We start from the raw sequence: 25658 nt of genomic DNA, 5'->3' as shown, positions 1-25658 counted from the left end.
CTGCGGCGCATGACGCCGCAAGTCTCCCCCCGGCCGGTCTCCGCAAGGAGCCGTCCGGGCGTCGGCAAGGCCCGAACAGGGCCGGCGGCCGGCACGCGCGTGGAAAACGACGACGCGGGGCGGCTGTCTCGTCGAAACGGTAACTCTGCAACAGCACCGGGCGAGCCCGGTCGCCCCGCGCCCTCCCCGAACTTTTCAGCGGAAGCGCCGAAGAGCGATGACGCACGCCTCATGCCGCGCTAAACCGCCGCCAAACCCCCAGGAGCCTTTCCCATGACCGTCGCCGCCCGCCTCGCCGAACTCGGCATCTCCCTGCCGGAACCCGCCAAGGCGGTCGCCAACTATGTGCCCTTCGTCCGGACGGGCAATCTGGTCCACATCTCGGGCCAGCTGTCGAACGACGCCTCGGGCGGCCTCAAGGGCACGGTCGGCGGCGATGTCTCGCAAGAGGACGCGGTCAAGGGCGCCCGCATGTGCGGCGTCAACCTGCTGGCCCAGATCTCGGCCGCCCTCGACGGCGACCTCGAGCGCGTCGTCCGCGTCGTCAAACTGGGCGGCTTCGTCCAGGCCGCCGGCGACTTCGAGGCCATCCCCGCCGTCATCAACGGCTGCTCCGACCTGATGGTCGAGGTCTTCGGCGACAAGGGCCGCCACGCCCGTTCGGCCGTCGGCGTCTACAAACTGCCCCTCGGCTTCGCCGTCGAGGTGGACGCCATCGTCGAGGTGCGGTGACGCAAACCGTTCTGTCTTCCCGCGAAGCGGATTCAATCCCCGGCCCTGGCGCCGACCTGACCGCTTGGGCGGTTCATCACAACGGGCACGACGAAATCACGGCGAACACAACGGTATCTGCATCTGGCTCCGGCCCCGTTGTGCCCGTCGTGATTTCGTTGTGTTCGTTGTGATGAACCCGCTTCGCGTGGGGTGAGCATGGATTTCCAGATCCACATCCATGACCGGCTCGCAGACATAGGCCGCGAGGCCTGGGACGCCTGCGCCTCCCCGTCCGGCGATCCGTTCGTCTCCTTCGACTTCCTCGACGCCTGCGAGGCCTCCGGCAGCGCCGTCCCGCGTCAGGGCTGGGCCGGCCGTCACCTCGCCCTGCATGCCGACGGCGGCCGCGTCATCGGGGTCATGCCCCTCTGGCTCAAGGGCAACAGCCAGGGCGAATACGTCTTCGACCAGAGCTGGGCCGACGCCTATGAGCGCGCGGGCGGCCGCTACTATCCCAAGCTGCTGGCCGCCGTGCCCTTCACCCCCGTGACCGGCCCCCGCTTCCTCGCCCACCCGGACGCTGACGAAGCCACAGTGCGTCAGGCCCTGCTTCAGGGCGCCCTGGCCCTGACCGGACGGCTCGGCGTCTCGTCCCTGCACGTCAACTTCCCCGCGCGTCCCGAATGGGACGCCATGGGCGAGGCCGGCCTGCTGCAGCGGCAGGACATGCAGTACGTCTGGCGCAACGGCGGCTATGAGACCTTCGACGACTTCCTGTCCGCCCTGTCCTCGAACCGCCGCAAGACCATCCGCCGCGAACGGCGCGAGGCCCGGGCCGGGCTCGACATCCGCGTCCTCACCGGCGCCGACATCACCGAAGCGCACTGGGACGCCTTCTTCGCCTTCTACATGGACACCGGCGGACGGAAGTGGGGCCGGCCCTATCTGACGCGCGACTTCTTCGCCCGCCTCGGCGCGACCATGGCCGACCGCATCGCCCTGGTGATGGCCTTCCGCGACGGAGAGGCCATCGCCGGCGCCCTGAACCTGATCGGCCGCGACGCCCTGTACGGCCGCCAGTGGGGCGCGCTGGAGGAGGTCCCCTTCCTCCATTTCGAGCTCTGCTACTACCAGGCCATCGAATTCGCGATCTCCCGCGGCCTGTCGCGCGTCGAGGCCGGGGCGCAGGGCGAGCACAAGATCGCGCGCGGCTACCTGCCCTCCCCCGTCTTCTCGGCCCACTTCATCGCCGACCCGGCCCTGCGCGACCCGGTGGCCCGCTACCTCGAGGGCGAGCGCCCGGCGGTCGAGGCCGAGATCGCCGTCATGACCGACGAACTGTCGCCCTTCCGCAAGGCCTAGTCCGCGCGGCGCGGACGGTCCTCGCCGATGAACCAGCCGGCGATCCAGCTGACGATCCCGGTGACGATGGCCGCCCCGATCCCCGCCCACAGGCCGTCGACCACGAAGCCGCCCAGCAGCATGGCCACCAGTCCGATCACCGCCGCATTCACCACCAGCAGGAACAGGCCGAACGTCAGGATGGTCAGCGGGAAGGTCAGGATCGTCAGGATCGGCCGCACGATGGCGTTGGCCACGCCCAGCAGGATCGCCGCCAGCCACAGCGACGGATTATCGCTGAACCCCACTCCGGGCACGACCTGCGCCGCCAGCCACAGGGCCAGGCAGGTGACGAGAAACTGGACGATGAAACGCAGCATGGAGGCCTCCCGATTCAACCGGGACTGTACCGCGGACGGGCGATCGATGCGCCATGTTTTGCACCCTCACCCGTCATTCCGGGGCCGCGCAGCGGAACCCGGAACCCAGGTGACTGGACTCGGACGCCGGGCTCGGGCTGAAGTCGGCGGATGCTCCCCCGGGTTCCGGGTTCGCTCTCCGAGCGCCCCGGAATGACGATGAAAATGACAGCGCGATTGGAAGCGAGGCCCGCGATGACCCTGAAGGCCGCCTACGACCCCGACAACATCTTCGCCCGGATCCTGCGCGGCGAGATTCCCTCGGTGAAGGTGTGGGAGGACGACGACGTCCTGGCCTTCATGGACGTCTTCCCCCAGTCGGAAGGCCATGTCCTGCTGATCTCGAAGACCTCGACGGCGCGGACCCTGCTGGAGATCGAGCCCGACGCCCTCGCCCGCCTGACCGAGGCCACGCGCCGCACGGCCCGCGCCGTCGAAAAGGCGCTTCAGCCCGACGGCGTCCAGATCATGCAGCTGAACGGGGAGGCGGCCGGCCAGACCGTCTTCCACCTGCATTTCCACATCATCCCGCGCTGGGCCGACCGCCAGATGAAGGGCCACGGCCACGCGCCCATGGCGGATGTGGAAACCCTGCGCGGCCTCGCCGACCGGATCGCGGCGGCGCTGGACTAGTCGGCGCGGAACTGCAGCTCGGCCAGCTTGGCGTACAGCCCGCCCTGGGCCATCAGCGCCCGGTGCGTGCCTTCCTGCACCACCTTGCCGTCCTCCATCACCACGATCCGGTCGGCGCGCAGGACGGTGGCCAGGCGGTGGGCGATGACGATGGTGGTGCGGTTCTCCATCGCCTGATCCAGCGCGGCCTGCACCAGACGCTCGTTCTCGGCGTCCAGGGCCGAGGTCGCCTCGTCCAGCAGCAGGATCGGCGCGTCCCGGACCAGGGCGCGCGCAATGGCCATCCGCTGCCGCTGCCCGCCCGACAGACTCTTGCCGCGCTCGCCCAGGGGCGTGTCGAACCCCTGCGGCAGGGCCTCGACGAAGGCCAGGGCCTGCGCCTCGACGGCGGCGGCGCGGATGGCGGCCTCGTCCGCCTCCTCGCGCCCGAAGCGGATATTCTCGCTGGCCGAGCCCGAGAACAGCGGCGCCTCCTGCGACACCCAGGCGAAGCGGCCGCGCACGGCGACCGGATCGGCCTCCCGCACGTCGATCCCGTCCACCGAGACCACGCCCGACTGCGGGTCGTAGAAGCGCAGCAGCAGCCGGATGACCGTGCTCTTGCCGGCCCCCGACGGCCCGACCAGCGCCACCGTCTCGCCCGGCCGCACGGTCAGCGAAAATCCTTTCAGCGCCGGAAGGTCGGGCCGACCCGGATAGGCGAACTGCACCGCAGACATCGACACCTCGCCCGTCGGCGGCTCGGGCAACACCCGCGGCGTCTCCGGCGCGCGAATGGCCGCTTCGCTGCGCATCAGCTCGTCGATCCGCTCCATGGCGCCGGCCGCCTTCTGCACGTCGCCCCAGCTCTCGCCCAGCGCGCCCACGGCGCCCGCGGCGAACACCGACAGCAGGACGAACTGCAACAGCGCCCCCGGCGTCATCCGCCCGGCGATCACGTCCTGGGCGCCCAGCCACAGCACCAGGGTCACGCCGCCGAACATCACCACGATGATCAGGGCGGTCATCAGGGCCCGCGCCCGCATCCGCACCAGCGACACGCCGAACGCATCCTCCACGGCCTTGCCGAAGCGGTCGATGGCGCTGGCCTCGCGACCGAAGGCCTGGACGGTCTCGATCGCATCGACGCTCTCGCCGGCGAAGCCCACGGCATTGGCGAACCGGTCCTGCGAGGCCACGGTCAGTTTGCGCACCCGCCGTCCGAACAGGAAGATCGGCCCCAGCAGCAGCGGCACGATCAGCAGCACCATGCCCGTCAGCTTCGGGCTGACCACGAACAGCAGCACCGTCCCCCCGATCAGGGTCAGGAAATTGCGCAGGGCGTAGGACACCGAGGTGGTCAGCAGCGTCTCGACCAGGGCGATGTCCGTCGTCAGGCGCGACAGCACCTCTCCGGTGCGCATGGCGGCGTAGAAGGCGGGATCCAGCGTCAGGATGCGCTGGAACAGGCCCTTGCGCAGGTCGGCGATGACCCGCTCGCCCGTCTTGGTGACGAAATAATAGCGGACGGCGGTCGCCAGCCCGAGGAACAGGGCGTTCGCTCCCAGCAACAGGAACCACAGGTTCAGCTGCGATCCGCCGTTGTCGAATCCGTTGTCGATGGCGCCCCGCGCCGAGGCGGTCAGGGCCAGGGAGGCCGCGGTGGACAGGATCAGCCAGATCCCCGCCATCGCCATATGGCCCCTGTGCCGCATCGCATAGGGCAGCAACCGGCCCAGCGGGCGGATGTCCCGGCGCTTCTCGCGCCGCTTGCCCGCCTCGCCCAGCTGCTCGATCAGGACGGCCCCCGCGCCGGGGCGTCCCCGGATGTCAGCGGCGTCTACGGTGGCGGTTGCATCTGTCATGGCGCGCGCCTCTTGCCCCGGAACGGCCCCCGGTGTAAACGCCGCCGCTCATTCCCGCCGTTTCCTCGGCGGGTTTCTCATTTTCGCGCTCCGACGGTCGGCATCGTCATCGCGCAGAGACCGGATCAGGACCATGAAGGCGGATACGCACCCCGACTACCATTTCATCACCGTGACGATGACCGATGGTACGACCTACCAGACGCGCTCGACCTACCAGAAGGAAGGCGCCGTCCTGAACCTGGACATCGATCCGCTGACCCACCCGGCCTGGACCGGCGGCAACGCCCACCTGATGGACCGCGGCGGTCGCGTGTCGCGCTTCAACAACAAGTTCGCCGGCTTCATCAAGAAGTAGGCCGCTGTCGGGGCGGGCTTTCCAGCCACACCCTGAAGCAAGACGACAACAAAGGCGTCGGTCCCCGGACCGGCGCCTTTCTGTTTGGCCGGAACGCCGATAACATCACGGCGTTGGCCTTTCGGGGGGCGGAACGCGGTGTTCCGCATCGAAACCGGCATAGAGATTTTGGCGATGAATCGACGGCAACTCGGATTGGGCGCGGCCGTGACGGCGTTTGCGTCGGCGATGGGTCAGGTCGCCCTGGCCCAGACCCGCGATCCGGCCGCCGTCGCCTTCTATGATCGCTTCAACGACCAGCTGGCGACCCTGCCCGCCGGCATCCAGCCCGACGTCCGCGCCTTCTACGAGCTGAACGGCTGGCGTCCCGTGTGGAACGCCGAACGGCTGCGGGCCCTGCAGGCCGCCGCCGGCCGCGCCGAACGGCACGGCCTGGCCCAGTCCGACTATTTCAACTTCGAAGCCCTGGCGGCCGATCGCAACGCCGCCGAGATGCGGACCACCGCCGCGGCCATGGACTATGCCCGCGTGCTGGCCGAGGGCCGCGTCCGCCCCGAGACGGTCGAAGACCTGTGGGAGATGCAGAAGAACCGGGTCGACCTGCCCGTCGGCCTGAACGACGCCCTGGCCCAGAACCGTCTGGTCGACTGGTTCGAGGGCCTGGCCCCCACGGACATCGGCTATTCCAACCTGTCAGCGGGCTATGTCCGCTACCGCCGCCTGATCCGCGAGGGCGGCTGGCCGGTCTTCCGGCAGGGCGCGACGATCGAGCCGGGCGCCAGCGACGTCCGCATTCCGGCGCTGATCCAGCGCCTCGTCGCCGAAGGCGACCTGCCCGCAGCCGACGGCGCGCGCCTGACCCAGCAGGGCATCGTCTACGGCCCCGAGCTCCAGGCGGCCGTGCGCGGCTTCCAGGTCCGTCACGGCCTCGTCGCCGACGGCCGTATCGGAACCGGCAGCCAGCGCTCCCTGTCCGCCTCGGCCGAGGACCGCGCCCGCCAGATCGCCCTGAACCTCGAACGCCGCCGCTGGTTGAAGCGCGAGGTCGCGCCCGAGCGGATCGAGGTCAACACCGCCGCCGCCATCATGGTCTACTGGAAGGACGGCCGGCCCGTTCACTCGAACCGCGTCGTCTGCGGCGCCCCCTCGACCCAGACCCCCAGCCTCGAAAAGCCGTTCGCCTCGGTGGTCGCCAACCCGCCCTGGTATGTCCCGGCCTCGATCGCCCGCAACGAGATCCTGCCCCGCGGCCCCGGCTATCTGGCCAGCCAGAACATGTACGTCCAGAACGGCCAGGTCATCCAGCGCGCCGGCCCGACGGCGGCGCTCGGCTATGTGAAGTTCGAGCTGCGCGACAGCTACGCCATCTTCCTGCACGACACCCCGTCCAAGTCGGCCTTCAACCTGGCCATGCGCCAGCGGTCGCACGGCTGCGTCCGGGTGCAGGGCGCGGTCGAGTTCGCCCGTCTGCTGCTGTCGCCCGATCCGGTCCTGCTGGCCGAGTTCGACACGGCCCAGGACACGCGCGAGACCAAGCGCATCCAGACCGGCCGCGAGATCAGCGTACGCCTGCTCTACTGGACCGCCTTCGTCGACGGCCAGGGGCGCGTGGCCTTCCGCGAGGATGTCTACGAGCGGGATGCGAAACTGGCCGAAGCCCTCGGCATCGCCCTCAGCCTGCCCAAGCCGGTCGATGACGGCGCCCGGGTGGCGAACGACGTCGGGCCGTAGGGCTCAGGGGATAGTGTCGGCGTCGACCCGCAGGGCGACGCAACTCGCAGCGATGACGTCGACTCGATGCGGCCAACCTGGGGTCACATAGCCGCCGGTCGTCCGATTGATGCCGTTCGTGTCGCGGCAGGCCGCCATGACGCTTCCGTCCGCCGTGAACCGCGCCGTACGGACGATCCGCTTCCCGGCGGGCAGGCCGCCCGCCCACGAGAAGTCGCCGGGATGGGTCGATTGGACCGAAAGGTTCAGGGGCGTGTCGCTGCGGTTCTCGATCAGGACCAGCGAACGACCACTCTGAATCCCCGCGGCGGCCAGCGCCCCGATGATCACAACGGCAACGCCGAGGCTGATCAGAAGCCGGGGCCGTTTCACTGCCCGAAGGCCGCCGTCAGCCGGTCCAGCTGGCTCTGCACCGGATTGACCGCGTCCTCTTCGGGCGCGTCCAGATACATGCGGCGGTCCAGATGCAGGACGCGGTCGTGCAGTTTCTCGGTCCGGACCAGATATTCGACCAGGGCGATGGGCAGTTCGCTGTTGGTCGGGTCCGTCTCGGGCTTGCGATCGGTCAGCCGGTAGCGCGCCTCGCACGCCGTCAGCGCCGTCATATCCCCCTCGCGCACCGCCCGCTGCACCAGCAGCCACGAGGCGATCTGCATCAGCCGGGTGGTCAGCTTCATGCTCTCGCCGGCGTAGGCCAGGGCCGTGGCCCGCGAGAGCAGCTTGGATTCGCGGCGGCCGTCCCCGTCCAGATAGGCGGCGGTCTCCTCGACCAGCTCCATGCCCTCGCGGAAGGTGCGGTCGAACAGCTCCGAGCGCGCGAAGTCGTCGACGACGGCGGCGCGGCTGCGGCCGGCGGACGGAGGAATGTCGGCGTCGGTGGGCATGAAGTCGGTCAAACTCATAAGGGAACGCGTATCCGTATCACGAGCGGCACGGTTTCGCGCGGCGCATCAACGGACTGCAACGGTTGTGCCAACAGGTTGATTCAGGGCCGGAAGTTGAACATGGCGTCGGCGGCGTTGCGTTGCGACGACTTGCCCTCGATGGCGGCCCGGGACCGCGCGATTTCGGCCTCCAGCCCTTCGATGCGCTGCTTGAGGTCCTCGACCGAATAGCCGTCCAGGTCCTCTCGCGTCAGGGCGATCAGGGGGGCGCCGCGCGCCGGACGGGGCTCCAGATCATCGAACATCGCCGCCTCCTTCGTGGCCAAGGGATACGCAACCTCGTATCAAAACGCCCGGAGACGGACGATTGCAAGAACGGGATGAACGGATGCGGGTCATCGAGATCGCGGGCGGCGCGGGTCCGGCGGAGGCCCTGACGCTGGCGGAGCGGCCCGATCCGGTCGCCGGACCGGGTCAGATCCGGATTCGCGTGCGCGCCGCCGGGATCAACCGGCCCGACCTCCTGCAGCGCCTCGGCCGCTATCCGGCCCCGCCCGGCGCGTCGGACATTCTCGGTCTGGAAGTCGCCGGCGAGGTCGACCAGGTCGGCGAAGGCGCAGCCCGCTGGGCCATCGGCGACAGGGTGTGCGCCCTCCTCGGCGGCGGCGGCTACGCCGACTACGCCGTCGTCGACGCCCGCCACGTCCTGCCCGTCCCGACCGGCGTCGATCTGATCGAGGCCGCCGCCCTGCCCGAAACCATATGCACTGTCTTCGCCAACGTCTTCGAGGCGGGCGCGCTCAAGAGCGGCGAGACCCTGCTGATCCACGGCGCCACCAGCGGCATAGGCGTCACGGCGATCCAGATGGCCAGGGCCGCGGGGGCCAGGGTGATCGCCACCTCACGCGGCCCGGACAAGGCCGCCGCCGCGGCGCGGCTGGGCGCAGACCTCAGCCTGGACGCCCTCGCCGACGACATGGAGACCGCCATCGCGGCCTTCGGAGGAGCCGACGTCGTCCTGGACATGGTCGGCGCCGACTACGCGGCGCTCAACCAGGCCGCGCTCAGGCCGTTCGGCCGCTGGGTGGTGATCGCGACCCTGTCCGGCTCCACCGCGCAGATCGACCTGGCGCGGCTGATGATGAAGCGGATCGTTCTCACCGGCTCGACCCTGCGCGCCCGCCCCGCCGACGAGAAGGCCCGGCTGATCGCCGCCGTCGAGGCTGCGGTCTGGCCCTGGGTCGCCTCCGGCGCGGTTCGGCCGCCTGTCGAGTCCGTCTTCCCCCTGGAGGAGGCCTCGGCCGCCCACCTCGCGCTGGAAGCGGGCGGCCATGTCGGCAAGATCGTTCTGACGACCTAGCGGCGTCCTCCGCGCCGGATCGGACGCATCGACGAAATCCGGTCGTTCAGGCCCGAGTTGCGCAGGTTCCGCATGTCGCCGTCCAGGGTGACGCACTGACCGCGGAAATAGGCGTCCGTGCAGACCTCCCACGCGCCGCGCAGCTCCATGGAACTGATGGCGTCGTTGAAGCCCGTGCTGGACAGGTTGGCGACCTCGTCCTCGAACCGGAAGGCGGCGCCCCGGAATTCGGCGTCACGATAGACCGTCGCCGACCCTCCGCGCCCTCCGCCCCAGCCGCCGCCGGGCCGGCCGTTGCCGCCGCCGTTGCCGCCGCCGGGCCGGCTCTCATAGTCGCCCCGGTTCGGACCGCAGACCAGCAGCCCCTCGCGGTTGACGATCTCGTAGCTGGCGCACCGGCTCAGATCGATCGATGTCTCGCGCACCTGCCCGCGGCTGGTGCGGCAGTCGGCGTACAGCCGGCCGCGGTTCACATATTCGCCGCTGCAGCTTTCGCGGTAGCTGCCGCGCGGCGCCGCCCGCTGGCCGTCCTGCACGGCCGGACCGGCTCCGCCTGAAACAACCGCCATGGCGGCCAGCATCTCGATCAACATGGTCGTCCCTCCCGAAGGTTTGCCGGGCGCCCGATGCGTCCGTGACCCCACCGTCACGCTTGCTCGATGAACCTTGGCTGTACGGCCTTGTCGGCATCCGTTTTCTTTTCCGGCGAATAGGCCTATATCGCCAACATCAACGCCCGGTCGAAAGGCCGGGCGCCGTCGTATCCAGAGCCCGGATTCCGGGCCTGAAAACCAAACCGGAATGCGTTCATGACCGACATCCTCATGCCCAAGGCCACCGCGGTCTGGCTGGTCGACAACACCTCCCTGACGTTCGAGCAGATCGCCGACTTCTGCGGCCTGCATCCGCTGGAAGTGCGCGGCATCGCCGACGGCGACGTGGCCCGCGACATCCGCGGCGCCGATCCGCTGGTCAACGGCCAGCTGACCCGCGAGGAACTGGACAAGGCCCAGAACGACGACAGCTACCGCATGCAGGCCGTGGTCAGCCGCCACGCCGAACTGATGAAGGGCGGCAAGCCGGCCCCGAAATACACGCCGGTCTCGCGCCGTCAGGACCGCCCGGACGCCATCGCCTGGTTCGTGCGCAACCACCCCGAGGTGACCGACGCCCAGATCGCCAAGATGCTCGGCACCACCAAGTCGACCATCGAGAGCGTGCGCAACCGCACCCACTGGAACAGCGCCAACATCAAGCCGGTCGATCCGGTGACCCTGGGCCTCGTCGGCCAGCTGGCCCTGGACGAACTGGTCCGCAAGGCCGCCGACAAGAAGGCCCGCGACGACGCGAAGAAGGGCGGCGCCACGCTCCAGCCCGTCGACGCCCCCGTCGAGCCGGTCGAGGAAGAGTTCGTCCCCGAAGCCCGCGAACGCCGCGGGGCCGAGCCCACCGCGGCCTCGGTGTTCGGCGACAAGGACTAGAATAAAACGGCCCCGGAGATCGCTCTCCGGGGCCGATGTCTTTGTCGGGAGGCCGCTTCGCTATCCTGCGCGAGCCTCCAGGCTGGTGATCTGTTCCTTGAGCCGCAGCTTCCGCTGCTTCAGCTCCCTGACGCGAAGCGAGTCCGTGGCCGGGTGGATCGTCTCGCGCCAGATGGTTTCATCCAGGTTGCGGTGACGGTTTCCCAGTTCGCGGATACGAGCTTCGATGGTCATGGCTTGCGCCTCCATGTCTAAGGGACCAGTACAGTCAGCGCCGGGTCTGACCCGCTGTAGAATCACATTCCGGTGAAACGCCGACCGTCCTGATACGGACCACCCTGGAGCCCGAATTGGCCGAAGATGTGAACGGAGCCGTACGGAACCCTTCCGGCTCATCCTCCAACAGACTCGTCGTCGGAATTTCCGGAGCGTCCGGCGTGACTTACGGCGTCCGCGTGCTGGACGCCCTGCGCGAACTGGGGGTGGAAAGCCACCTCGTCGTGACCCGCGCCGCCCTGCTGACCCTGTCGCAGGAGACCGATCTTTCCGCCGACGACCTGACCGACCGCGCCGACGTGACGCACCGGCTCAACGACGTCGGCGCCTCGATCGCCTCGGGCTCGTTCCGGACCATGGGGATGATCGTCGCGCCCTGCTCGGTCCGCACCATGAGCGAGATCGCCACCGGGGTGACCTCGACCCTGCTGACCCGGGCCGCCGACGTGATGCTCAAGGAGCGCCGCCCGCTCGTCCTGATGGTGCGCGAGACCCCGCTGCACCTCGGTCATCTGCGCACCATGACCGCCCTGGCCGAGATGGGCGCCGTCATCGCCCCGCCCCTGCCCGCCTTCTATGCGAAGCCGGCCAGCCTCGAGGAGATGGTCGACCAGTCGGTCGGCCGCGCGCTGGATGTCTTCGGCCTCGACTGGTCCGCCGTGCGCCGCTGGGGCGGGCTGAAGGGCGCGGCCGCGGAATGAGTCTCCGGGACTGGTCGCTGACCGCCTGGGCCGCCGACGGGGTCGCCGACGCCTGTCTGGAGCTCCAGGACTCCGCCGGTCAGAACATTCCCCTGCTTCTCTGGGCCGCCTGGTGCGCATCCGAGGGACGCACCCCCGACGAGGACGCCCTCGAAGCCGCCGGCGACACCGCCCGGGCATGGCAGGAAACCGCCATCGCTCCGCTGCGGGCCGTCCGCCGCGCCCTGAAGCCCCGCGCGCCCGATCTGGACGACGCCGCCCGCGAGGCCGTGCGGGAGCAGGTCAAGGCCGTGGAGCTTGCAGCTGAATTCCGGCTTCTGACCGCACTGGAAGCCCTGGCTCCGGCTCCCTCGGGCCCGGTCCAGCCCCCGCTCGCCGCCATGGTGGCCGCCGCCCGGGTCTGGTCGCCGATGACGCCGCGCGCCGGACTGGTGCGTCTCGCCGAGCGCCTTCCGGCCTGATGCGGCGCACGGTATAAAAAGGCGTCCGGGGTGCCAGTATGAATGACGACGAACCGTTTCTGACCGAGGAAGAGCAGGCGCTCCACGCCCGGCTCAAGCTGCTCCAGCTCGAGCACGCCGATCTCGACGCCTCGATCGAGGCCCTGTCGCGCATGCCGGTGCCCGATCAGCTGATGATCGCCCGGCTCAAGCGGAAAAAGCTGCTGCTGCGCGACGAGATCACCAAGATCGAGGACCGGATCCTGCCCGACATCATCGCCTGAGCCGGATTACCGGCCCTTCTTGCGCACCCACATGGCGGCGTCGGCCTCGGCCAGCCAGACCTCGGGGTCGGTGTGACCGTTGAAGGCGCGCACGCCGAACGATCCGCCCAGACGCGCCGACTGGCCGTTCCAGGTGAAATCCTCGGCCGCCAGCGCGTCCGCCAGCCGCTGGGCCTTCTCCCGGCCGCCGTTCAGGCCCGCGTTCAGCATCAGCAGGCCGAATTCGTCTCCGCCCAGCCGGCCCACCGCGTCCGATTCGCGCAGATTGTTGGTCAGCAGATTGGCGATATGCACCAGGGCCGCATCGCCCGCGGCGTGGCCCAGGCTGTCGTTGACGCCCTTGAACCCGTCCAGGTCGAGATACAGCAGCACCGCCGGCGTGCCGTGGCGCTGGCAGAAGGCCATGGCGCTCTTCATCGCCGCGATGAATCCCCGCCGGTTCAGAACCGGCGTCAGCACGTCGTGGTCCGCCGCCGCCTCGGCCGCTTCGGCGCGACGGCGCAGGGCCTCGATCTCCGCGCGCAGGCGCTCGATCTCGTCGTAGGGGTCGATAAGGGCCGCGTTGGTCACGAGCGAAGAGGGCTCCCCCGGCCGGCGACTCACACGCCCGACCAAGCGTCAGCCTAACGCGGTCGGTTGCGGGCGCAACGCGAGTCCTGTATCGCGCCGCTTTCCCGCGAAAGGGCGTGCACCCATGCCGACTCAGACTCCCGTGGCGATCATCATGGGCAGCCGCTCGGACTGGCCGACGATGAAACACGCCGCCGACGCCCTGGATCGCCTCGGCGTGGCCTGGGAGGCGAAGGTCGTCAGCGCCCACCGCACGCCGCAGCGCCTGTTCGACTTCGCCACCGGCGCCAAGGCCGCGGGCTTCAAGGTCATCATCGCCGGCGCCGGCGGCGCGGCCCACCTTCCGGGCATGGCCGCCTCCATGACCGAACTGCCCGTGCTGGGCGTGCCGGTCGAGTCCAAGGCCCTGAAGGGGCTGGATAGCCTGCTGTCCATCGTCCAGATGCCCGGCGGCGTGCCGGTCGCCACCCTTGCGGTCGGCGAGCCCGGGGCCAAGAACGCCGGCATCCTGGCCGCCCAGATCCTGGCCCTGGCCGATCCGGTGCTGGCCGGACGGCTGACGGCCTTCCGCGAAGCCCAGACCGAGGCGGTCCACGAGACGGTCGAGGACTGAGTGGCTCCTCTGGCTCCCGGCTCGACCCTCGGCATTCTCGGCGGCGGCCAGCTGGGCCGCATGCTCAGCCAGGCCGCGTCCCGCCTCGGCTTCAACGTCGTCATCCTCGACCCCGAGGAGAACAGCCCCGCCGGACGCGTGTCCCAGGGCCAGATCGTCGCCGCCTATGACGATCCCGCCGCCCTGATGGTGCTGGGCCAGACCTGTCAGGCCGTCACCTTCGAGTTCGAGAACGTCCCCGCGACCTCGGTCGAACGGCTGGCCCGGGGCGGGGCCGTCGTCGCCCCCGGCCCCAAGGCCCTGGCCGTGGCGCAGGACCGCGTCGACGAGAAGACCTTCCTGAACGGCGTCGGCGCCACCACCGTCGACTTCGCCGCGGTGGACAGCCTGGACGACCTGCTGGCCGGCCTCGACCGCCTCGGCGCCCCCGCCCTGCTGAAGACCCGGCGCGACGGCTATGACGGCAAGGGTCAGGTCTGGGTCCGCTCGGCCGCCATGGCGGCCGACGCCTGGAACGCCGTGGGTCAGGGCCGCGCCATCCTCGAGGCGAAGGCGCCGTTCCTGCGCGAACTGTCGATCATCGCCGCCCGCGGCAGAGACGGTGCGATCGCCGTCTATCCGCTGGGCGAGAACATCCACAAGGGCGGCGTCCTGAAGACGACCCTCGCCCCCGCCGCCGTCGACGCCAAGACGGAGAAGCGCGCCCGGGCCATCGCGAAGGCCGTCCTTGAAGGCCTCGACTACGTCGGCGTCCTCGGCGTCGAACTGTTCGATCTCGGCGAGGGCCGTCTGCTGGTCAACGAGATCGCGCCGCGCGTCCACAACACGGGCCACTGGACCCAGGACGGCTGCGTCTGCGACCAGTTCGAGCAGCACATCCGCGCCATCGCCGGCTGGCCGCTGGGGCCCACCACCGCCCACGCCCGTGTCGAAATGACCAATCTGCTGGGCGACGAGGTCGACCAGTGGACGAAGCTGTCCGGCAAGGCCGACGCCCGCCTGCACCTCTACGGCAAGGCCGAGGCCCGCCCCGGCCGAAAGATGGGCCATGTGAACCGGGTGAAGCCCCTCTGATCCGAGGTCGGTCGAGGGCAGAGAGTCTCGTACCCCGCCCCAAAAAATCGAACATCGGACTCCAACGAACGCGACTGCGTCGCTGAACATGGATTCATCGCGGCCTGAGCGGCGGCGACGAGGGATTGGATGCTGTCAAAGACCAGGCCCGGCGGGCATTCTCGCTATGTTGCACGGGCCTGCGTCAGAAACGGTCGCAGGTCGGGTCTGGCGGCGAGGCAGACGCCCTCGGCGGGGCGAAAGTAGCGGATTTCTGTCCTCAAAAGGGTGAGTGGGAGGGGGCGAGAGTCTCCATTCTCGAAAGCCGATCCTTCTCCCGCGGGGAGAGGTGGCGGGCAGCGCGGGATGAGGGTCGGGTGGTGAAGCAGCGAAGCCGCCCGCCTGCAGTCGACCCTCACCCTTTCGCGCCAGGACGACGGCTTCGCCGCCGTGCGCTCAAGCCCTCTCCCAGCGGGAGAGGGTCAAGGGGCCTTCGCCCCGTACCGCATTCGGCTCAGAGCCTCGCTGACCTTCCGCAGCGGCGCGTCGAAATCCCTGCCGGCCTTCCACTTCTCGAAGGCCATGACGTTCTCGATCCGGGCGGCCACGAAGGCCTCGGCCGCGTCCTTCCCGTCGAACCAGCGCATGGTCAGGGCCGGGATCAGGATGCCCGACAGGATCGCCCGCTTGGAATAGTGGTTCCAGTCGGTGGCCGTGTCCCCGGCCCAGTTCCACAGGTGGTCGGCGCTCTCCCACGCCAGCTTCAGCCCCAGATCGGCGTTGGTCGGCAGGGCCAGGAAGGCGGCGCAGCGGCGCGTGGCCTCCAGATCGGCGGCCCCCGCCTCCATCCGGGCCGAGACGGCGCGGGCGATTCGCTCGCGCATCTTCACCGACTTTGCATCGACCTGGGCCAGCACCGCCAGCGCCCGGTCGTCGTGCCTGCGCGACAGCAGGGCCGCCAGGTCCCGCGCGCCGTTTGGAAGCAACAGCTCCTCATCCCCCGGCGACAGGCCGTTTTCGGCGCAGGCGCGCCTCACCATCCGGCTGTTCCAGCCCAGGGCGGGAGCCAGCCGCACGGCCGCGTCCAGCACGGACTGCTCCATCCGGTCGCCCCAGTCTTCGCCGGGCGTCTCGTTCGACAGGTGTGGCGCTTCGGTCATGGCGACAGCATATGCCCACGCGGCGGGCGTTTCGACCCTTCAGATTGAAGCGCGACGATCTGGACAGCGGGGGGGCAAACGTGTATCAGCCCGCCTTCATCCGCGGACCCTGTCCCCGGAAGACGATTTTATTTGTCTGCCCGTCTCCCTTTCGAGGTGCGCGGCGGGCGGCCAAAGGAGAGTTCAACCTGGTACAGATTTTCGTTCGCGATAATAACGTCGATCAAGCGCTGAAGGCCCTCAAGAAGAAGATGCAGCGCGAAGGCAGCTTCCGCGAGATGAAGCGCCACGTGCACTACGAGAAGCCCTCGGAGAAGCGCGCCCGCCAGAAGGCCGAGGCCGTGCGCCGCGCCCGCAAGCTGGCCCGCAAGCGCATGCAGCGCGAAGGCCTGCTGCCGCCTCCGAAGCCCCGCGTGCCGGGCGTCGGCGGTCCGCGCTCCTAGGCGAACGCCAGACCAGACAGATCAAGGGCCGCCCCGGGAAACCGGAGCGGCCCTTTTCTTTTCCGGGATCGCGGGGATCAGGCCTCGTCGGCGGACAGGTAGTGAAACCGGATCAGGAACACCCGGGTCCCTGCGCCATGCTTCGCCGTCTTCAACAGGTCGACGAGGCCCTCGAACCCCGAGTCCCGGGCCATCCCGGGAGAGATGTCCTCGATGGACATCTCCCGCACGGCCTCGATCTCGATCCAGCCGCCGTCCATGGCGTAGCGTTTACCGACGCTGACACGCGGCGAGCGCCAGATCCGGATGCTGGAGGTGATCTCCCCGCTCCGGACCCGCGGACGAAGGGTTTTCAGGAACTGCACGGCGACGGCCGCCTAGCTTCCCCCGCCCCGGATCGCGGCTCCGAACGCCTTCCAGCTCAGCTTCACGTCCGAAAGGGCCCCGGCCCGGAACGCGCGCCCGGCGATCCAGACCATGAACAGGGCGAAGGCGAACATGCCGGCGATGGAGCCGATCAGTTCGATCATCGGCGGCTCCGACGGCAGGCGAGCCATCATGACGAACGGCGTGAAGAACGGGATCATCGACATGATCTGGATGACCGGCGCGTCCGGGGTCCGGAGCGCCATCTGCATGGTGATCATGGGGATGACCAGCACCATCATGATCGGACCCATCAGCGTCTGGGCGTCGCGGGGCGTCTCGCAGAAGGCGCCGATGGCGGCGAACAGCACCGCGTACATCATGTAGCCGCCGACCATGAAGGCCACGAACCAGCCCAGCATGCCGCCGTTCAGCAGCACGTCGCCGACGTCGCCGGCGTACTGGGGCAGGAAGCCGATCATGCCCGCCGCGCCGATCGAGCCCCAGGCCGCGAGCACGGTCAGGGTCAGCAGGGCCACCCCCAGAACCTTGCCCGCCAGGATTTCGGTCGCCGAGGCGGACGAGAGCAGCACCTCGAGGATCTTGTTCGACTTCTCCTCCATCACGCTGTTCAGCAGGATCGAGGCGCCGGTGATGATCAGCGACCACAGCAGGAAGCCGCCGATCAGGCCCATGATCTGGGGCAGCCGGTCACGGAACGAGACCTCGCCGCCGCTGGCCGACTTGGGCGAGAAGGCCGTCACCGTGGGCCGGAAGGCCTCGGTCGCCTCGACCACCGCGCCGTCGATTCCCGCCGCCTCGAACACCGTGCGGCGGTGGGCGGCGCGCAGGGCGTCGCGCACGAAGTCCTCGACCGTGTCGTCGGTGGCCCGGGCGGTCCAGACGCGGGCGCCGGGCGCGCCCGCGGCGTCGCGGGTCAGGAAGACCACGGCGTCCAGCCGCCTGTCCTTGGGCGTTTCCTCGTCGAGGAAGCGGCGGACCGCGTCGGTCTGGGCCTCGCCGGGCGCGGCGGCCGTGATCTCGGCCGGAGTGGCCACGATGCGCATCCGGGTCGCACCCAGCGACGCCAGCGCGCCCTGGGCTGCGTTCGGCGGCGGCGCGACGCCGCCCGTCGCCTCTTTGGCCTTCTCCGCCGCCTCCCTGGCGCGTTCCGCCTGCCGTTCGCTTTCGCGACGCAGGGCGTCGCTGACGGCGCCGGCCAGGCCGACGGCCGCCGGGCCTTCCTCGATCACCGCCACGGCGCGAACCGGCTCGGAGGTCCGGATCAGGATCGGCACCGCGCCGCCGATGACGGCGAACAACGGGAAGGCCAGCAGCGACAGCCAGAAGCCCACGGTCTTGGCGTAGGCGGCGTATTCGCGCCGGGCGATCAGGAATGTGCGGTTCATCGGGCGGCCTCCGACACTTTCACGGATTGATCGACGTCGGGATTGTCCCCTGTCAGGCTGATGAAGGCGTCGTGCAGGCTGGGCTCGCGCAGCTCGAAGCGCCGCACGTCCAGCCCGCCCAGGAAGGCCGCCTTCAGCGCCTCCTGCCCCTTGCCGCCCTGACCCAGGGCCGCCTTCAACACCCGGACCCCGTCGGTCTCGGAGACGACCTCGACGCCGGTCACGCCCGGCAGGGATCCCGCCTGCGCGGCGTCGATCGCCCCTTCAAGCTCCAGGAACCGGCGGGACGTCGCGCGCGCCTCGGCGACCGTGCCCTCGAAGGCCTTCTGGCCCCGCGCCAGCAGCACCACCTTGTCGCACAGCCGTTCGGCGTGCTGCATCACATGGGTCGAGAACAGCACCGTGGCCCCGTCCGCCGCCAGCTGCCGGATCACCGTCTCCAGGCCCTGCTGGTTGACCGGATCGAGGCCCGAGAACGGTTCGTCCAGAATGACGAACTCCGGCCGATGCACCACCGAGGCGATCAGCTGGACCTTCTGGGCCATCCCCTTGGACAGCTCCTTCATCTTCTTGTGCCGGGAGGCGCCCAGACCCTGGGCGTCCAGCATGTCCCTCGCGCGTCTGCGGCCCTCGCCGAGCGGCAGTCCCTTCAGCGAGCCGAAGAAGGCGATGGCGTCGACAGGCGTCATCTTCTTGTAGAGGCCCCGCTCCTCCGGCAGGAAGCCGATCCGGTCGCGCACCTTGCGGCCGTCGTCGGCGCCGAGGATTTCGATCCGGCCGGCCGAAACGCCCTGCAGGCCCAGGATCATGCGGATGGTCGAGGTCTTGCCGGCCCCGTTCGGGCCCAGGAAGCCGCAGATCGCGCCCTTCTCGACCTGGAAGCTCAGGTCCTTCACGGCCCGGAACTCCCCGTACCGTTTGCTTACGCCCTCCAGCGTCAACGCCGCCATGGTCCCCTCCGCCGAACTCGATCTCTTTCCATGATGGATAGGAGTGTAAAGGACGTTTGACAACCCGAAACGGGCGCCGTCGACGCCCTGTTGTCATGAATTCCGTGTCATGTTCGCGGGATACGAGTCGCCCGCGCCAGCGAAAGCGTGAATGCCCTACGAAGTTTCCCCCTCACCCGTCGCGCCCCGGTCCGGATCCCGGATGTGGACCGTCGGCGCCGGCGCGGGCATCGCCGTCGCCGCCCTGCTTCTGGCCGCCTTCCTTCAGCCCGTGTCGCCCATGTGGCTGTTCGGGGCCGCCGCCCTGGTCGCCCTGTCGACCTGGATGATCCATCGCCGTCCCCGCGCAGCGAGCGAGCCCGTCGGGACGACCGAAACGGAGCCGCCGGCGGACCGGCTGCTGCTGGACAGCGTGTTCGAGGCCCTGGCGGACCCGGTTCTGGTCGTGTCGGGCGGCGAGGCCGACGACATCGCCGGCCGCCGCATCGTCCTGGCCAATACGGCCGCGCGCGAGTTGCTTCGCATCCAGTCCGAAGGCGCCCTGCTGGTGCCCGTGCTGCGTGAACCCGCTGTGCTGGAAGCCGTCGACGAGGCCCTGTTCGGCGGCGTGGCCCGCACGACCGACTACGCGGGCGTGGGCGCCCAGACGCGGCACTGGCGCGCCCTGACCCGGCCCCTTCCCTCCGCCGACGGCCAGACCCTGGCGCTGGTCGTCCTGCGCGACGAGACGGACGTGCGCCGCATGGAGCTGATGCGCGTCGACTTCCTCGCCAACGCCAGCCACGAGCTCAAGACGCCGCTGGCCTCGCTGGCGGGTTTCATCGAGACCCTGAAGGGCCACGCGAAGGACGACCCCAAGGCGCGGGACAAATTCCTCGACATCATGGCGACCCAGGCCGACCGCATGAGCCGCCTTGTCGCGGACCTGCTGTCGCTCAGCCGGATCGAGCTGAACGAGCACATCCCGCCCGCCGGCCGGGTCGATCTGGCCCGCGCCGCCGCCGATGTGGTCGACGCCGTCAGCGTGCTGTCCGCCGACCGCGCCGTCACCGTCAGCCTGCAGGACCGGGGGCTCAACGCGCCCGTCAGCGGCGACCGCGATGAAATCCTGCAGGTGGTCCAGAACCTGGTCGACAACGCGATCAAATATTCCCCGTCGGGCGCGACGGTCGAGATCGTCATCCAGCCCGACATCGCCCTCGACGAGGCGTCGGCGCCCTGGTCCGGCGGCAATCGCGGCGACGGGGCGACCCGGCTGCCGCTGGTCACGCCCGACCGCGAAACCGGCCAGCGCTACGCCGCCATCACGGTTCGCGACCACGGCCCGGGACTGGCGCGCGAACATCTGCCGCGCCTGACCGAGCGCTTTTACCGCGTGGAAGGTCAGAAGAGCGGGGAACGGCAGGGCACCGGCCTGGGCCTCGCCATCGTCAAACATATCGTCAACCGCCATCGCGGCGGCCTGACGGTGGAAAGCGCCCCCGGTCATGGCGCGGTATTCACAGCCTATTTCCCGGTCGCCGCCCCGCGCTCCGCCCCGGCTCCATGACAGAAGGGCGTCAGGGGGCCGGGCAGCGTAACAGAACTGTCATTCACCCGTCGTAATCCGCTGACCATTCCCGGGCAGTTATCGCGGCGGGGCGTACGGGAAACCGGCGTTCCGATTCCTGCTGTTCCGGACGCCGATGACCTGGCTTTTCCTGCCGATCCTGATCGCCGCAGCCGTTGTCGCCTATCTGGGCGGCCGCCGGTTCGCGCGTCGGCGCGGCGAGGGCCAGCGGCCCCATTCCCGTCCCGGACAACACGGCGCCTACGCCCTGATCTGGACCGTGGTTCCGGCGCTCGTCATCCTGATCGCGGCCAATGTCTTCTCCGCGCCGATTGAACGGCAGCTGACCGCCTCGGGCGCGCCGGAAGCCGTGCAGCAGCTGGAGCCCTTCCGCCGCGAGGCCTTCTTCGCCGACGCCCGCGCGGTCGGGGCCGGGCGCCCGGCGGTGCAGATCTGGCCCGCCCCCTATGCCGAACTTCTGCCCACCGAGGGCCGGCGGGTCCACCGCATCGCCCTGATGCTCGAGCTGGGCGCCCTCGCCGCGGCCGTCGTCGCCGCCTTGCTGGGGGCCCTGTTCGTCTTCAGCCAGATTCGTCCCGGCATGCGGGCCCGCAATCGCGTGGAAGGCTGGATCATCGGCCTGCTGTTCCTCTGCTCGGCCGTCGCCATCCTCACCACCGTCGGCATCATCGCGTCGCTGGTCTATGACTCGATCCGGTTCTTCTCCTCGGTGCCGATCACCGAATTCCTGTTCGGGACCCAGTGGAGTCCCCAGACCGCCATCCGCGCCGACCAGGTCGGATCGACGGGCGCCTTCGGGGCCCTGCCGCTGTTCGCCGGCACCTTCCTCATCATGCTGATCGCCATGCTGGTCGCCGCCCCGGTCGGCCTGTTCTCGGCCATCTATCTGTCGGAGTACGCCGGCCCCGGGTTCCGCGCGATCGTCAAACCCGTGCTCGAGATTCTCGCCGGCGTCCCGACCGTGGTCTACGGCTTCTTCGCGGCCCTGACCGTGGGTCCCGCCTTCCGGGTCTTCTTCAACGAGATCGGCGCCCTGCTGGTCGGCGGACCGCTGGACGGCCTCGGCCAGTATCTGATGCTGGTCCAGAACCAGATGGCCCTCGTCGCCGGCATGGTCATGGGCATCATGCTGATCCCCTTCGTCAGCTCCCTGTCCGACGACATCATCAACGCCGTGCCCCAGTCGCTGCGCGACGGCTCCTACGCCATGGGCGCGACCAAGTCCGAGACAGTGAAACGCGTGCTCCTGCCGGCCGCCCTGCCCGGCGTCGCCGGGGCGATGCTGCTGGCCATGTCGCGGGCCATCGGCGAGACCATGATCGTGACCATGGCCGCCGGCCTGGCCGCCCGCCTGACCCTGAACCCGCTGGACACGGTCACCACCGTGACCGTCCAGATCGTCACCCTGCTGACGGGCGACCAGGAGTTCAACAGCCCCAAGACCCTGTCCGCCTTCGGCCTCGGCCTGACCCTCTTCCTGGTCACCCTGATGCTGAACATCGTCGCCCAGCGCATCGTCCAGACCTATCGGCAGCAATATGACTGACGCGACCGTCACGCCCGAGATGCGCGCCGATCGCCTGCGCGCCGGTCTCAAGCGCCGCTATGCCCGCGAGGGCCGCTTCAAGCTGTACGGCCTGCTGGCCATCGGCGTGGCCGTCGGCTTCCTGCTGCTGCTGCTGGGCCGCATCATCGAACAGGGCCACACGGCCTTCTACGCCCACACCGTCACCGTACCCGTCTACATGGACCCGGCGCGCGTCGACCGCGGCTATCCGCAGGGCACCAATTTCGAACTGCTGGTGGCCGAACAGCAGCTGGCCCGCTTCGGCGTCGTCGACGACGCCCAGGGCACGAAGGCCACGGCCATGCGCAGCCTGTTCTCCTCGGAACTGAAATTCGCCGCCGCCGCCCGCGTCCAGCAAAACCCCAATCTGATCGGCCAGACCGTGCCCATCGCGGCCCCCGTCTCCGACGACGCCGACCTGTTCTTCAAGGGCGAGATCTCGCGCGACACCCCCGCCGACCAGCGCCGTCTCAGCGACGAACAGATCGGCTGGCTCGATCGCATGAAGGCCTCGGGCCATGTCGCCGCCCACTTCAACAGAGGCCTGTTCACCAAGGGCGACTCCACCGAGCCGGAACTGGCCGGGGTTCTCGGCGCCGTGGTCGGCTCGGCCCTGATGCTGCTGGTCACCGCCTTCATCGCCATTCCGCTCGGCGTCGGCGCGGCCCTGTACCTGGAAGAGTTCGCCCCGCGCGGCCGCATCACCGACCTGATCGAGGTCAATATCAACAACCTGGCCGCCGTGCCGTCGATCATCTACGGCCTGCTGGGTCTGGCCCTGTTCATCAACTGGATGCACCTGCCCCGCGCCAGCCCGCTGGTCGGAGGACTCGTGCTGGCCCTGATGGCCCTGCCGACCATCATCATCGCCACCCGCTCGTCGCTGAAGGCGGTGCCGCCCTCGATCCGCGAGGCCGCCCTGGCCATGGGCGCGTCAAAGACCCAGACCGTCTTCCATCACACCCTGCCCCTGGCCATGCCGGGCGTCATGACCGGCGCCATCATCTCCATGGCCCACGCCCTGGGCGAAACCGCCCCCCTGCTGCTGATCGGCATGGTCAGCTTCATCCCGGGCATTCCACACAGCATCGGCGAGCCGACCGGCGCCCTGCCCTCGCTCGTCTACATCTGGGAAAACGCTTCCGAACGCGCCTTCCATGAGCGCACGGCGGCCGCCATCCTTGTCCTTCTCGCCTTCATGATCGTCATGAACGCCGCCGCCATCTTCCTGCGCCGGCGCTTTGAACGCCGGTGGTAGCCCGATGAAATTCAACCTTTTCCGGGCTCCGGACGGCGTCGAGGGCGGCCAGCCCGCCGCCCCCGTCATCGCCGCGCCCCCGGTCGTTCACAACTCGACCCCCGTCGGTCCGACCAAGATCGCCGCCCGCGACGTGTCCGTCTTCTATGACGGCAAACAGGCGCTGTACGACGTCTCGCTGGACATCCCGGACAAGACGGTCACCGCCCTGATCGGCCCGTCGGGCTGCGGCAAGTCGACCTTCCTGCGGACCATGAACCGCATGAACGACACCATCACCGGCGCCCGCGTCACCGGCCGCATCGAGATGGACGGCGAGGACGTCAATGCGAAGTCCGTCGACCCCGTCCTGCTGCGCGCCCGCGTCGGCATGGTGTTCCAGAAGCCGAACCCCTTCCCCAAGACCATCTACGAGAACGTCGCCTACGGCCCCCGCATCCACGGTCTTGCCGCGTCCAAATCCGAACTCGACGGCGTGGTCGAGGCGTCGCTGAAGCGCGCCGGCCTGTGGGAAGAGGTCGCCGACCGTCTGCATTCGCCCGGCACCGGCCTGTCCGGCGGCCAGCAGCAGCGTCTCGTCATCGCCCGCGCCATCGCGGTCGAGCCCGAGGTCATCCTGATGGACGAGCCCTGCTCGGCCCTGGACCCCATCGCCACGGCCAAGATCGAGGAGCTGATCGACGAGCTGCGCGAGCGCTACTGCATAGTCATCGTCACCCACTCCATGGCCCAGGCCGCGCGCGTCAGCCAGCGCACCGCCTTCTTCCACCTGGGCCGCCTGATCGAGACGGGCGACACCGAGGACATCTTCACCAATCCGCGCGAGCGCCGTACGCTCGACTACATCACCGGGCGGTTCGGATGAACCAGCACACCGTCAAGGCCTATGGCGACGAACTGAACCAGCTGACGGCCGAGGTCGCCCGCATGGGCGGACTGGCCGAGGCCCAGGTCGCCGACGCCGTCGATTCCGTAGCCCGCCGCGACATCGCCCTGGCCCGCGCCGTGGTCGAGCGCGACGGCCGCCTCGACGCCATGCACCGCGACATCGAGCGCAAGGCCATCCGCCTGATCGCCCTGCGCCAGCCCGTCGCCTCGGACCTGCGCCGCACCCTCGCCTCGATGAAGCTGGCGGTGGATCTGGAGCGCACCGGCGACCTGGCCAAGAACATCGCCAAGCGCGGTCTGATCCTGGCCGAGGGCGATCCCATGCCCCCCCTGACCCGGTCCATCGAGCGGATGGGCAAGCTCGTCTCGATGCGTTTGCGCGACGTGCTGGACGCCTACGCCGCCGCCGAGGTCGACCGCGCCATCGCCGTCTGGAACACCGACGACGAGGTGGACGAGCACTACAACGCCCTGTTCCGCGAGCTGCTGACCTACATGATGGGCGACCCGCGCACGATCACGGCGGGCACCCACCTGCTGTTCATGGCCAAGAACCTCGAGCGTATCGGCGATCACGCCACCAACATCGCCGAAACCATCTACTACGAGATCACGGGCCAGGAATTCACCGGCGAGCGTCCCCGCTGGAACCCTGACCCGTCCACCGACCCCGACCCGACCCCCGCCCCGACGAAGCCCGCCTGACCGGAGAGTTCGACGTGCAGCCTTACGTACTGGTGATGGAAGACGAGGACGCCCTGGCGACCCTCCTCTCGTACAATCTTGAAAAGGAGGGCTATCGCGTCGTCGTCGCCGCCGACGGCGAGGAGGGCATGCTCCAGATCGACGAACGCCTGCCCGACCTGGTCCTGCTGGACTGGATGCTGCCCAAGCTGTCGGGCATCGAGGTCTGCCGCCGCATCCGCGGCCGGGCCGAGACGCGCAACCTGCCGATCATCATGCTGACCGCGCGCGGCGAGGAAAGCGACCGCATCCGCGGCCTCGACACCGGCGCCGACGACTATCTGACCAAGCCCTTCTCGATGAGCGAGCTGATCGCCCGCATCCGCGCCGTCCTGCGCCGCATCCGCCCGGGTCTGGCCGACGACCGCATCAACCATGGCGACATCGTCATCGACCGCGTGGCGCATCGGGTGAGGCGCGCCGGCAACGAGATCCACCTCGGCCCCACCGAATTCCGCCTGCTGGATCACCTGATGCAGCACCCGGGCCGGGTGTTCAGCCGCGAACAGCTGCTGGACGCCGTCTGGGGCAGCGACGTCTACGTCGAGGCCCGCACCGTCGACGTCCACGTCGGCCGCCTGCGCAAGGCGCTGAACGTCGA

The 25658-nt window shown here is 69.4% G+C and carries 30 protein-coding genes and 1 pseudogene; 19 read left to right on the top strand and 12 right to left on the bottom strand.

What is annotated here, in order from left to right; translation table 11 throughout:
- Positions 1-273 precede the first annotated feature (273 nt).
- The gene (locus V6M42_RS04835) at positions 274-732 is read left to right on the top strand and encodes a RidA family protein (protein WP_332660108.1); all 459 of its coding nucleotides are present in this window, start codon (positions 274-276) and stop codon (positions 730-732) included.
- A gap of 198 nt (positions 733-930) precedes the next feature.
- Positions 931-2076: a GNAT family N-acetyltransferase gene (locus tag V6M42_RS04830; protein WP_332677515.1), complete on the top strand. Its 1146-nt coding sequence runs from the start codon at positions 931-933 to the stop codon at positions 2074-2076.
- On the opposite strand, the gene V6M42_RS04825 is transcribed toward V6M42_RS04830, so the two are convergent.
- Positions 2073-2435: a phage holin family protein gene (locus V6M42_RS04825; RefSeq protein WP_332677513.1), complete on the bottom strand. Its 363-nt coding sequence runs from the start codon at positions 2433-2435 to the stop codon at positions 2073-2075. The two genes, V6M42_RS04830 and V6M42_RS04825, sit on opposite strands and share 4 nt — an antisense overlap.
- 234 nt (positions 2436-2669) lie before the next feature.
- Here V6M42_RS04825 and V6M42_RS04820 point away from each other — a divergent pair, with 234 nt between their 5' ends.
- Complete coding sequence (locus V6M42_RS04820) at positions 2670-3107, top strand: HIT family protein (RefSeq protein WP_332677511.1); 438 nt, start codon at positions 2670-2672, stop codon at positions 3105-3107.
- Here V6M42_RS04820 and V6M42_RS04815 read toward each other — a convergent pair.
- The gene (locus V6M42_RS04815) at positions 3104-4951 is read right to left on the bottom strand and encodes an ABC transporter transmembrane domain-containing protein (protein ID WP_332677509.1); all 1848 of its coding nucleotides are present in this window, start codon (positions 4949-4951) and stop codon (positions 3104-3106) included. The two genes, V6M42_RS04820 and V6M42_RS04815, sit on opposite strands and share 4 nt — an antisense overlap.
- Before the next feature lie 133 nt (positions 4952-5084).
- Here V6M42_RS04815 and rpmE point away from each other — a divergent pair, with 133 nt between their 5' ends.
- Both rpmE and V6M42_RS04805 read left to right on the top strand, forming a co-directional pair.
- Entirely contained in the window at positions 5085-5309 is a 225-nt protein-coding gene (gene rpmE, locus V6M42_RS04810; RefSeq protein ID WP_284222163.1) for a 50S ribosomal protein L31, read from the top strand.
- A 207-nt stretch (positions 5310-5516) separates the two neighbouring features.
- Positions 5517-7040, top strand: a complete 1524-nt coding sequence (locus V6M42_RS04805) for a L,D-transpeptidase family protein (protein WP_332660098.1) — start codon at positions 5517-5519, stop codon at positions 7038-7040.
- 3 nt (positions 7041-7043) lie between these two features.
- Here the strand turns inward: V6M42_RS04805 and V6M42_RS04800 are convergent, their stop codons facing one another.
- The 3 genes from V6M42_RS04800 to V6M42_RS04790 all read right to left on the bottom strand — a co-directional run bounded on the left by V6M42_RS04800 (position 7044) and on the right by V6M42_RS04790 (position 8229).
- On the bottom strand, positions 7044-7412 hold the full coding sequence (locus tag V6M42_RS04800) for a hypothetical protein (protein ID WP_332660096.1): 369 nt from the start codon (positions 7410-7412) through the stop codon (positions 7044-7046).
- On the bottom strand, positions 7409-7942 hold the full coding sequence (gene rcdA, locus V6M42_RS04795) for a protease adaptor protein RcdA (protein WP_442880926.1): 534 nt from the start codon (positions 7940-7942) through the stop codon (positions 7409-7411). Before rcdA ends, V6M42_RS04800 begins: the two co-directional genes overlap by 4 nt.
- Before the next feature lie 83 nt (positions 7943-8025).
- Positions 8026-8229, bottom strand: a complete 204-nt coding sequence (locus V6M42_RS04790; protein WP_332660095.1) for a DUF1192 domain-containing protein — start codon at positions 8227-8229, stop codon at positions 8026-8028.
- An 83-nt stretch (positions 8230-8312) separates the two neighbouring features.
- Between V6M42_RS04790 and V6M42_RS04785 the strand changes: the two genes are divergently transcribed.
- Positions 8313-9284, top strand: coding sequence for an NAD(P)H-quinone oxidoreductase (locus V6M42_RS04785; RefSeq protein WP_332677518.1), 972 nt, complete (start codon positions 8313-8315; stop codon positions 9282-9284).
- Here V6M42_RS04785 and V6M42_RS04780 read toward each other — a convergent pair.
- Positions 9281-9877, bottom strand: a complete 597-nt coding sequence (locus V6M42_RS04780) for a beta/gamma crystallin-related protein (protein ID WP_332677508.1) — start codon at positions 9875-9877, stop codon at positions 9281-9283. The two genes, V6M42_RS04785 and V6M42_RS04780, sit on opposite strands and share 4 nt — an antisense overlap.
- Positions 9878-10093: 216 nt before the next feature.
- Here V6M42_RS04780 and V6M42_RS04775 point away from each other — a divergent pair, with 216 nt between their 5' ends.
- Positions 10094-10765 (top strand): DUF1013 domain-containing protein, encoded by a 672-nt coding sequence (locus V6M42_RS04775; protein ID WP_332660091.1) that lies wholly within the window; start codon positions 10094-10096, stop codon positions 10763-10765.
- Positions 10766-10825: 60 nt separating this feature from the next.
- On the opposite strand, the gene V6M42_RS04770 is transcribed toward V6M42_RS04775, so the two are convergent.
- Positions 10826-10999: a YdcH family protein gene (locus tag V6M42_RS04770; RefSeq protein ID WP_332660089.1), complete on the bottom strand. Its 174-nt coding sequence runs from the start codon at positions 10997-10999 to the stop codon at positions 10826-10828.
- A gap of 128 nt (positions 11000-11127) precedes the next feature.
- Here V6M42_RS04770 and V6M42_RS04765 point away from each other — a divergent pair, with 128 nt between their 5' ends.
- The 3 genes from V6M42_RS04765 to V6M42_RS04755 are packed head-to-tail and all read left to right on the top strand — an operon-like array spanning position 11128 to position 12466.
- Positions 11128-11742 carry a UbiX family flavin prenyltransferase gene (locus V6M42_RS04765; RefSeq protein ID WP_332660112.1) on the top strand — a complete coding sequence of 205 codons (615 nt, stop codon included), beginning with the start codon at positions 11128-11130 and terminating at the stop codon, positions 11740-11742.
- Positions 11739-12203 carry a TIGR02444 family protein gene (locus V6M42_RS04760; RefSeq protein ID WP_332660088.1) on the top strand — a complete coding sequence of 155 codons (465 nt, stop codon included), beginning with the start codon at positions 11739-11741 and terminating at the stop codon, positions 12201-12203. Before V6M42_RS04765 ends, V6M42_RS04760 begins: the two co-directional genes overlap by 4 nt.
- A 38-nt stretch (positions 12204-12241) precedes the next feature.
- Positions 12242-12466: a YdcH family protein gene (locus V6M42_RS04755; protein ID WP_332660086.1), complete on the top strand. Its 225-nt coding sequence runs from the start codon at positions 12242-12244 to the stop codon at positions 12464-12466.
- Positions 12467-12472: 6 nt separating this feature from the next.
- Here the strand turns inward: V6M42_RS04755 and V6M42_RS04750 are convergent, their stop codons facing one another.
- Positions 12473-13036 carry a GGDEF domain-containing protein gene (locus V6M42_RS04750; RefSeq protein ID WP_332660085.1) on the bottom strand — a complete coding sequence of 188 codons (564 nt, stop codon included), beginning with the start codon at positions 13034-13036 and terminating at the stop codon, positions 12473-12475.
- Positions 13037-13160: 124 nt separating this feature from the next.
- On the opposite strand from V6M42_RS04750, the gene purE reads away from it, so the two are divergent.
- Together purE and V6M42_RS04740 are read left to right on the top strand one after the other, a co-directional pair.
- A complete protein-coding gene (purE, locus tag V6M42_RS04745) occupies positions 13161-13649 on the top strand; it encodes a 5-(carboxyamino)imidazole ribonucleotide mutase (RefSeq protein ID WP_332677506.1) in 489 nt (162 codons plus the stop codon).
- Entirely contained in the window at positions 13650-14723 is a 1074-nt protein-coding gene (locus tag V6M42_RS04740; RefSeq protein ID WP_332677505.1) for a 5-(carboxyamino)imidazole ribonucleotide synthase, read from the top strand.
- A 461-nt stretch (positions 14724-15184) separates the two neighbouring features.
- On the opposite strand, the gene V6M42_RS04735 is transcribed toward V6M42_RS04740, so the two are convergent.
- On the bottom strand, positions 15185-15862 hold the full coding sequence (locus V6M42_RS04735) for a COQ9 family protein (RefSeq protein WP_332677503.1): 678 nt from the start codon (positions 15860-15862) through the stop codon (positions 15185-15187).
- A 188-nt stretch (positions 15863-16050) separates the two neighbouring features.
- Here V6M42_RS04735 and rpsU point away from each other — a divergent pair, with 188 nt between their 5' ends.
- On the top strand, positions 16051-16305 hold the full coding sequence (gene rpsU / locus V6M42_RS04730; RefSeq protein WP_298702436.1) for a 30S ribosomal protein S21: 255 nt from the start codon (positions 16051-16053) through the stop codon (positions 16303-16305).
- A 77-nt stretch (positions 16306-16382) separates the two neighbouring features.
- Here rpsU and V6M42_RS04725 read toward each other — a convergent pair whose 3' ends face one another.
- The 3 genes from V6M42_RS04725 to V6M42_RS04715 are packed head-to-tail and all read right to left on the bottom strand — an operon-like array spanning position 16383 to position 19030.
- Positions 16383-16670, bottom strand: a complete 288-nt coding sequence (locus tag V6M42_RS04725; RefSeq protein WP_332677501.1) for a hypothetical protein — start codon at positions 16668-16670, stop codon at positions 16383-16385.
- A gap of 12 nt (positions 16671-16682) precedes the next feature.
- Positions 16683-18080, bottom strand: coding sequence for an ABC transporter permease (locus tag V6M42_RS04720; RefSeq protein WP_332677499.1), 1398 nt, complete (start codon positions 18078-18080; stop codon positions 16683-16685).
- Positions 18077-19030, bottom strand: a complete 954-nt coding sequence (locus V6M42_RS04715) for an ABC transporter ATP-binding protein (RefSeq protein ID WP_332677496.1) — start codon at positions 19028-19030, stop codon at positions 18077-18079. Before V6M42_RS04715 ends, V6M42_RS04720 begins: the two co-directional genes overlap by 4 nt.
- A gap of 151 nt (positions 19031-19181) precedes the next feature.
- On the opposite strand from V6M42_RS04715, the gene V6M42_RS04710 reads away from it, so the two are divergent.
- The 6 genes and pseudogenes from V6M42_RS04710 to phoB all read left to right on the top strand — a co-directional run.
- Positions 19182-20579: an ATP-binding protein gene (locus V6M42_RS04710; protein ID WP_442880925.1), complete on the top strand. Its 1398-nt coding sequence runs from the start codon at positions 19182-19184 to the stop codon at positions 20577-20579.
- Between the two features lie 136 nt (positions 20580-20715).
- The gene (gene pstC, locus V6M42_RS04705) at positions 20716-22146 is read left to right on the top strand and encodes a phosphate ABC transporter permease subunit PstC (protein ID WP_332659938.1); all 1431 of its coding nucleotides are present in this window, start codon (positions 20716-20718) and stop codon (positions 22144-22146) included.
- Positions 22139-23425, top strand: coding sequence for a phosphate ABC transporter permease PstA (gene pstA, locus V6M42_RS04700; RefSeq protein ID WP_332677492.1), 1287 nt, complete (start codon positions 22139-22141; stop codon positions 23423-23425). Before pstC ends, pstA begins: the two co-directional genes overlap by 8 nt.
- 72 nt (positions 23426-23497) lie before the next feature.
- Positions 23498-24290 (top strand): annotated as a pseudogene (gene pstB, locus V6M42_RS04695) (phosphate ABC transporter ATP-binding protein PstB); the annotation flags it as partial.
- Positions 24287-25018, top strand: coding sequence for a phosphate signaling complex protein PhoU (gene phoU / locus V6M42_RS04690; RefSeq protein WP_332677489.1), 732 nt, complete (start codon positions 24287-24289; stop codon positions 25016-25018). The pseudogene pstB and the gene phoU, both read left to right, overlap by 4 nt.
- Before the next feature lie 14 nt (positions 25019-25032).
- Positions 25033-25658, top strand: a 626-nt coding sequence (phoB, locus tag V6M42_RS04685; protein WP_332677488.1) for a phosphate regulon transcriptional regulator PhoB, incomplete at its 3' end; no start/stop codon positions are given.

It is taken from the genome of Brevundimonas sp., assembly GCF_036677305.1.
GTDB lineage: Bacteria > Pseudomonadota > Alphaproteobacteria > Caulobacterales > Caulobacteraceae > Brevundimonas.
The sequence above is the reverse complement of the archived record's forward strand: the minus strand, read 5'-3'. Positions and strand labels throughout refer to the sequence as shown.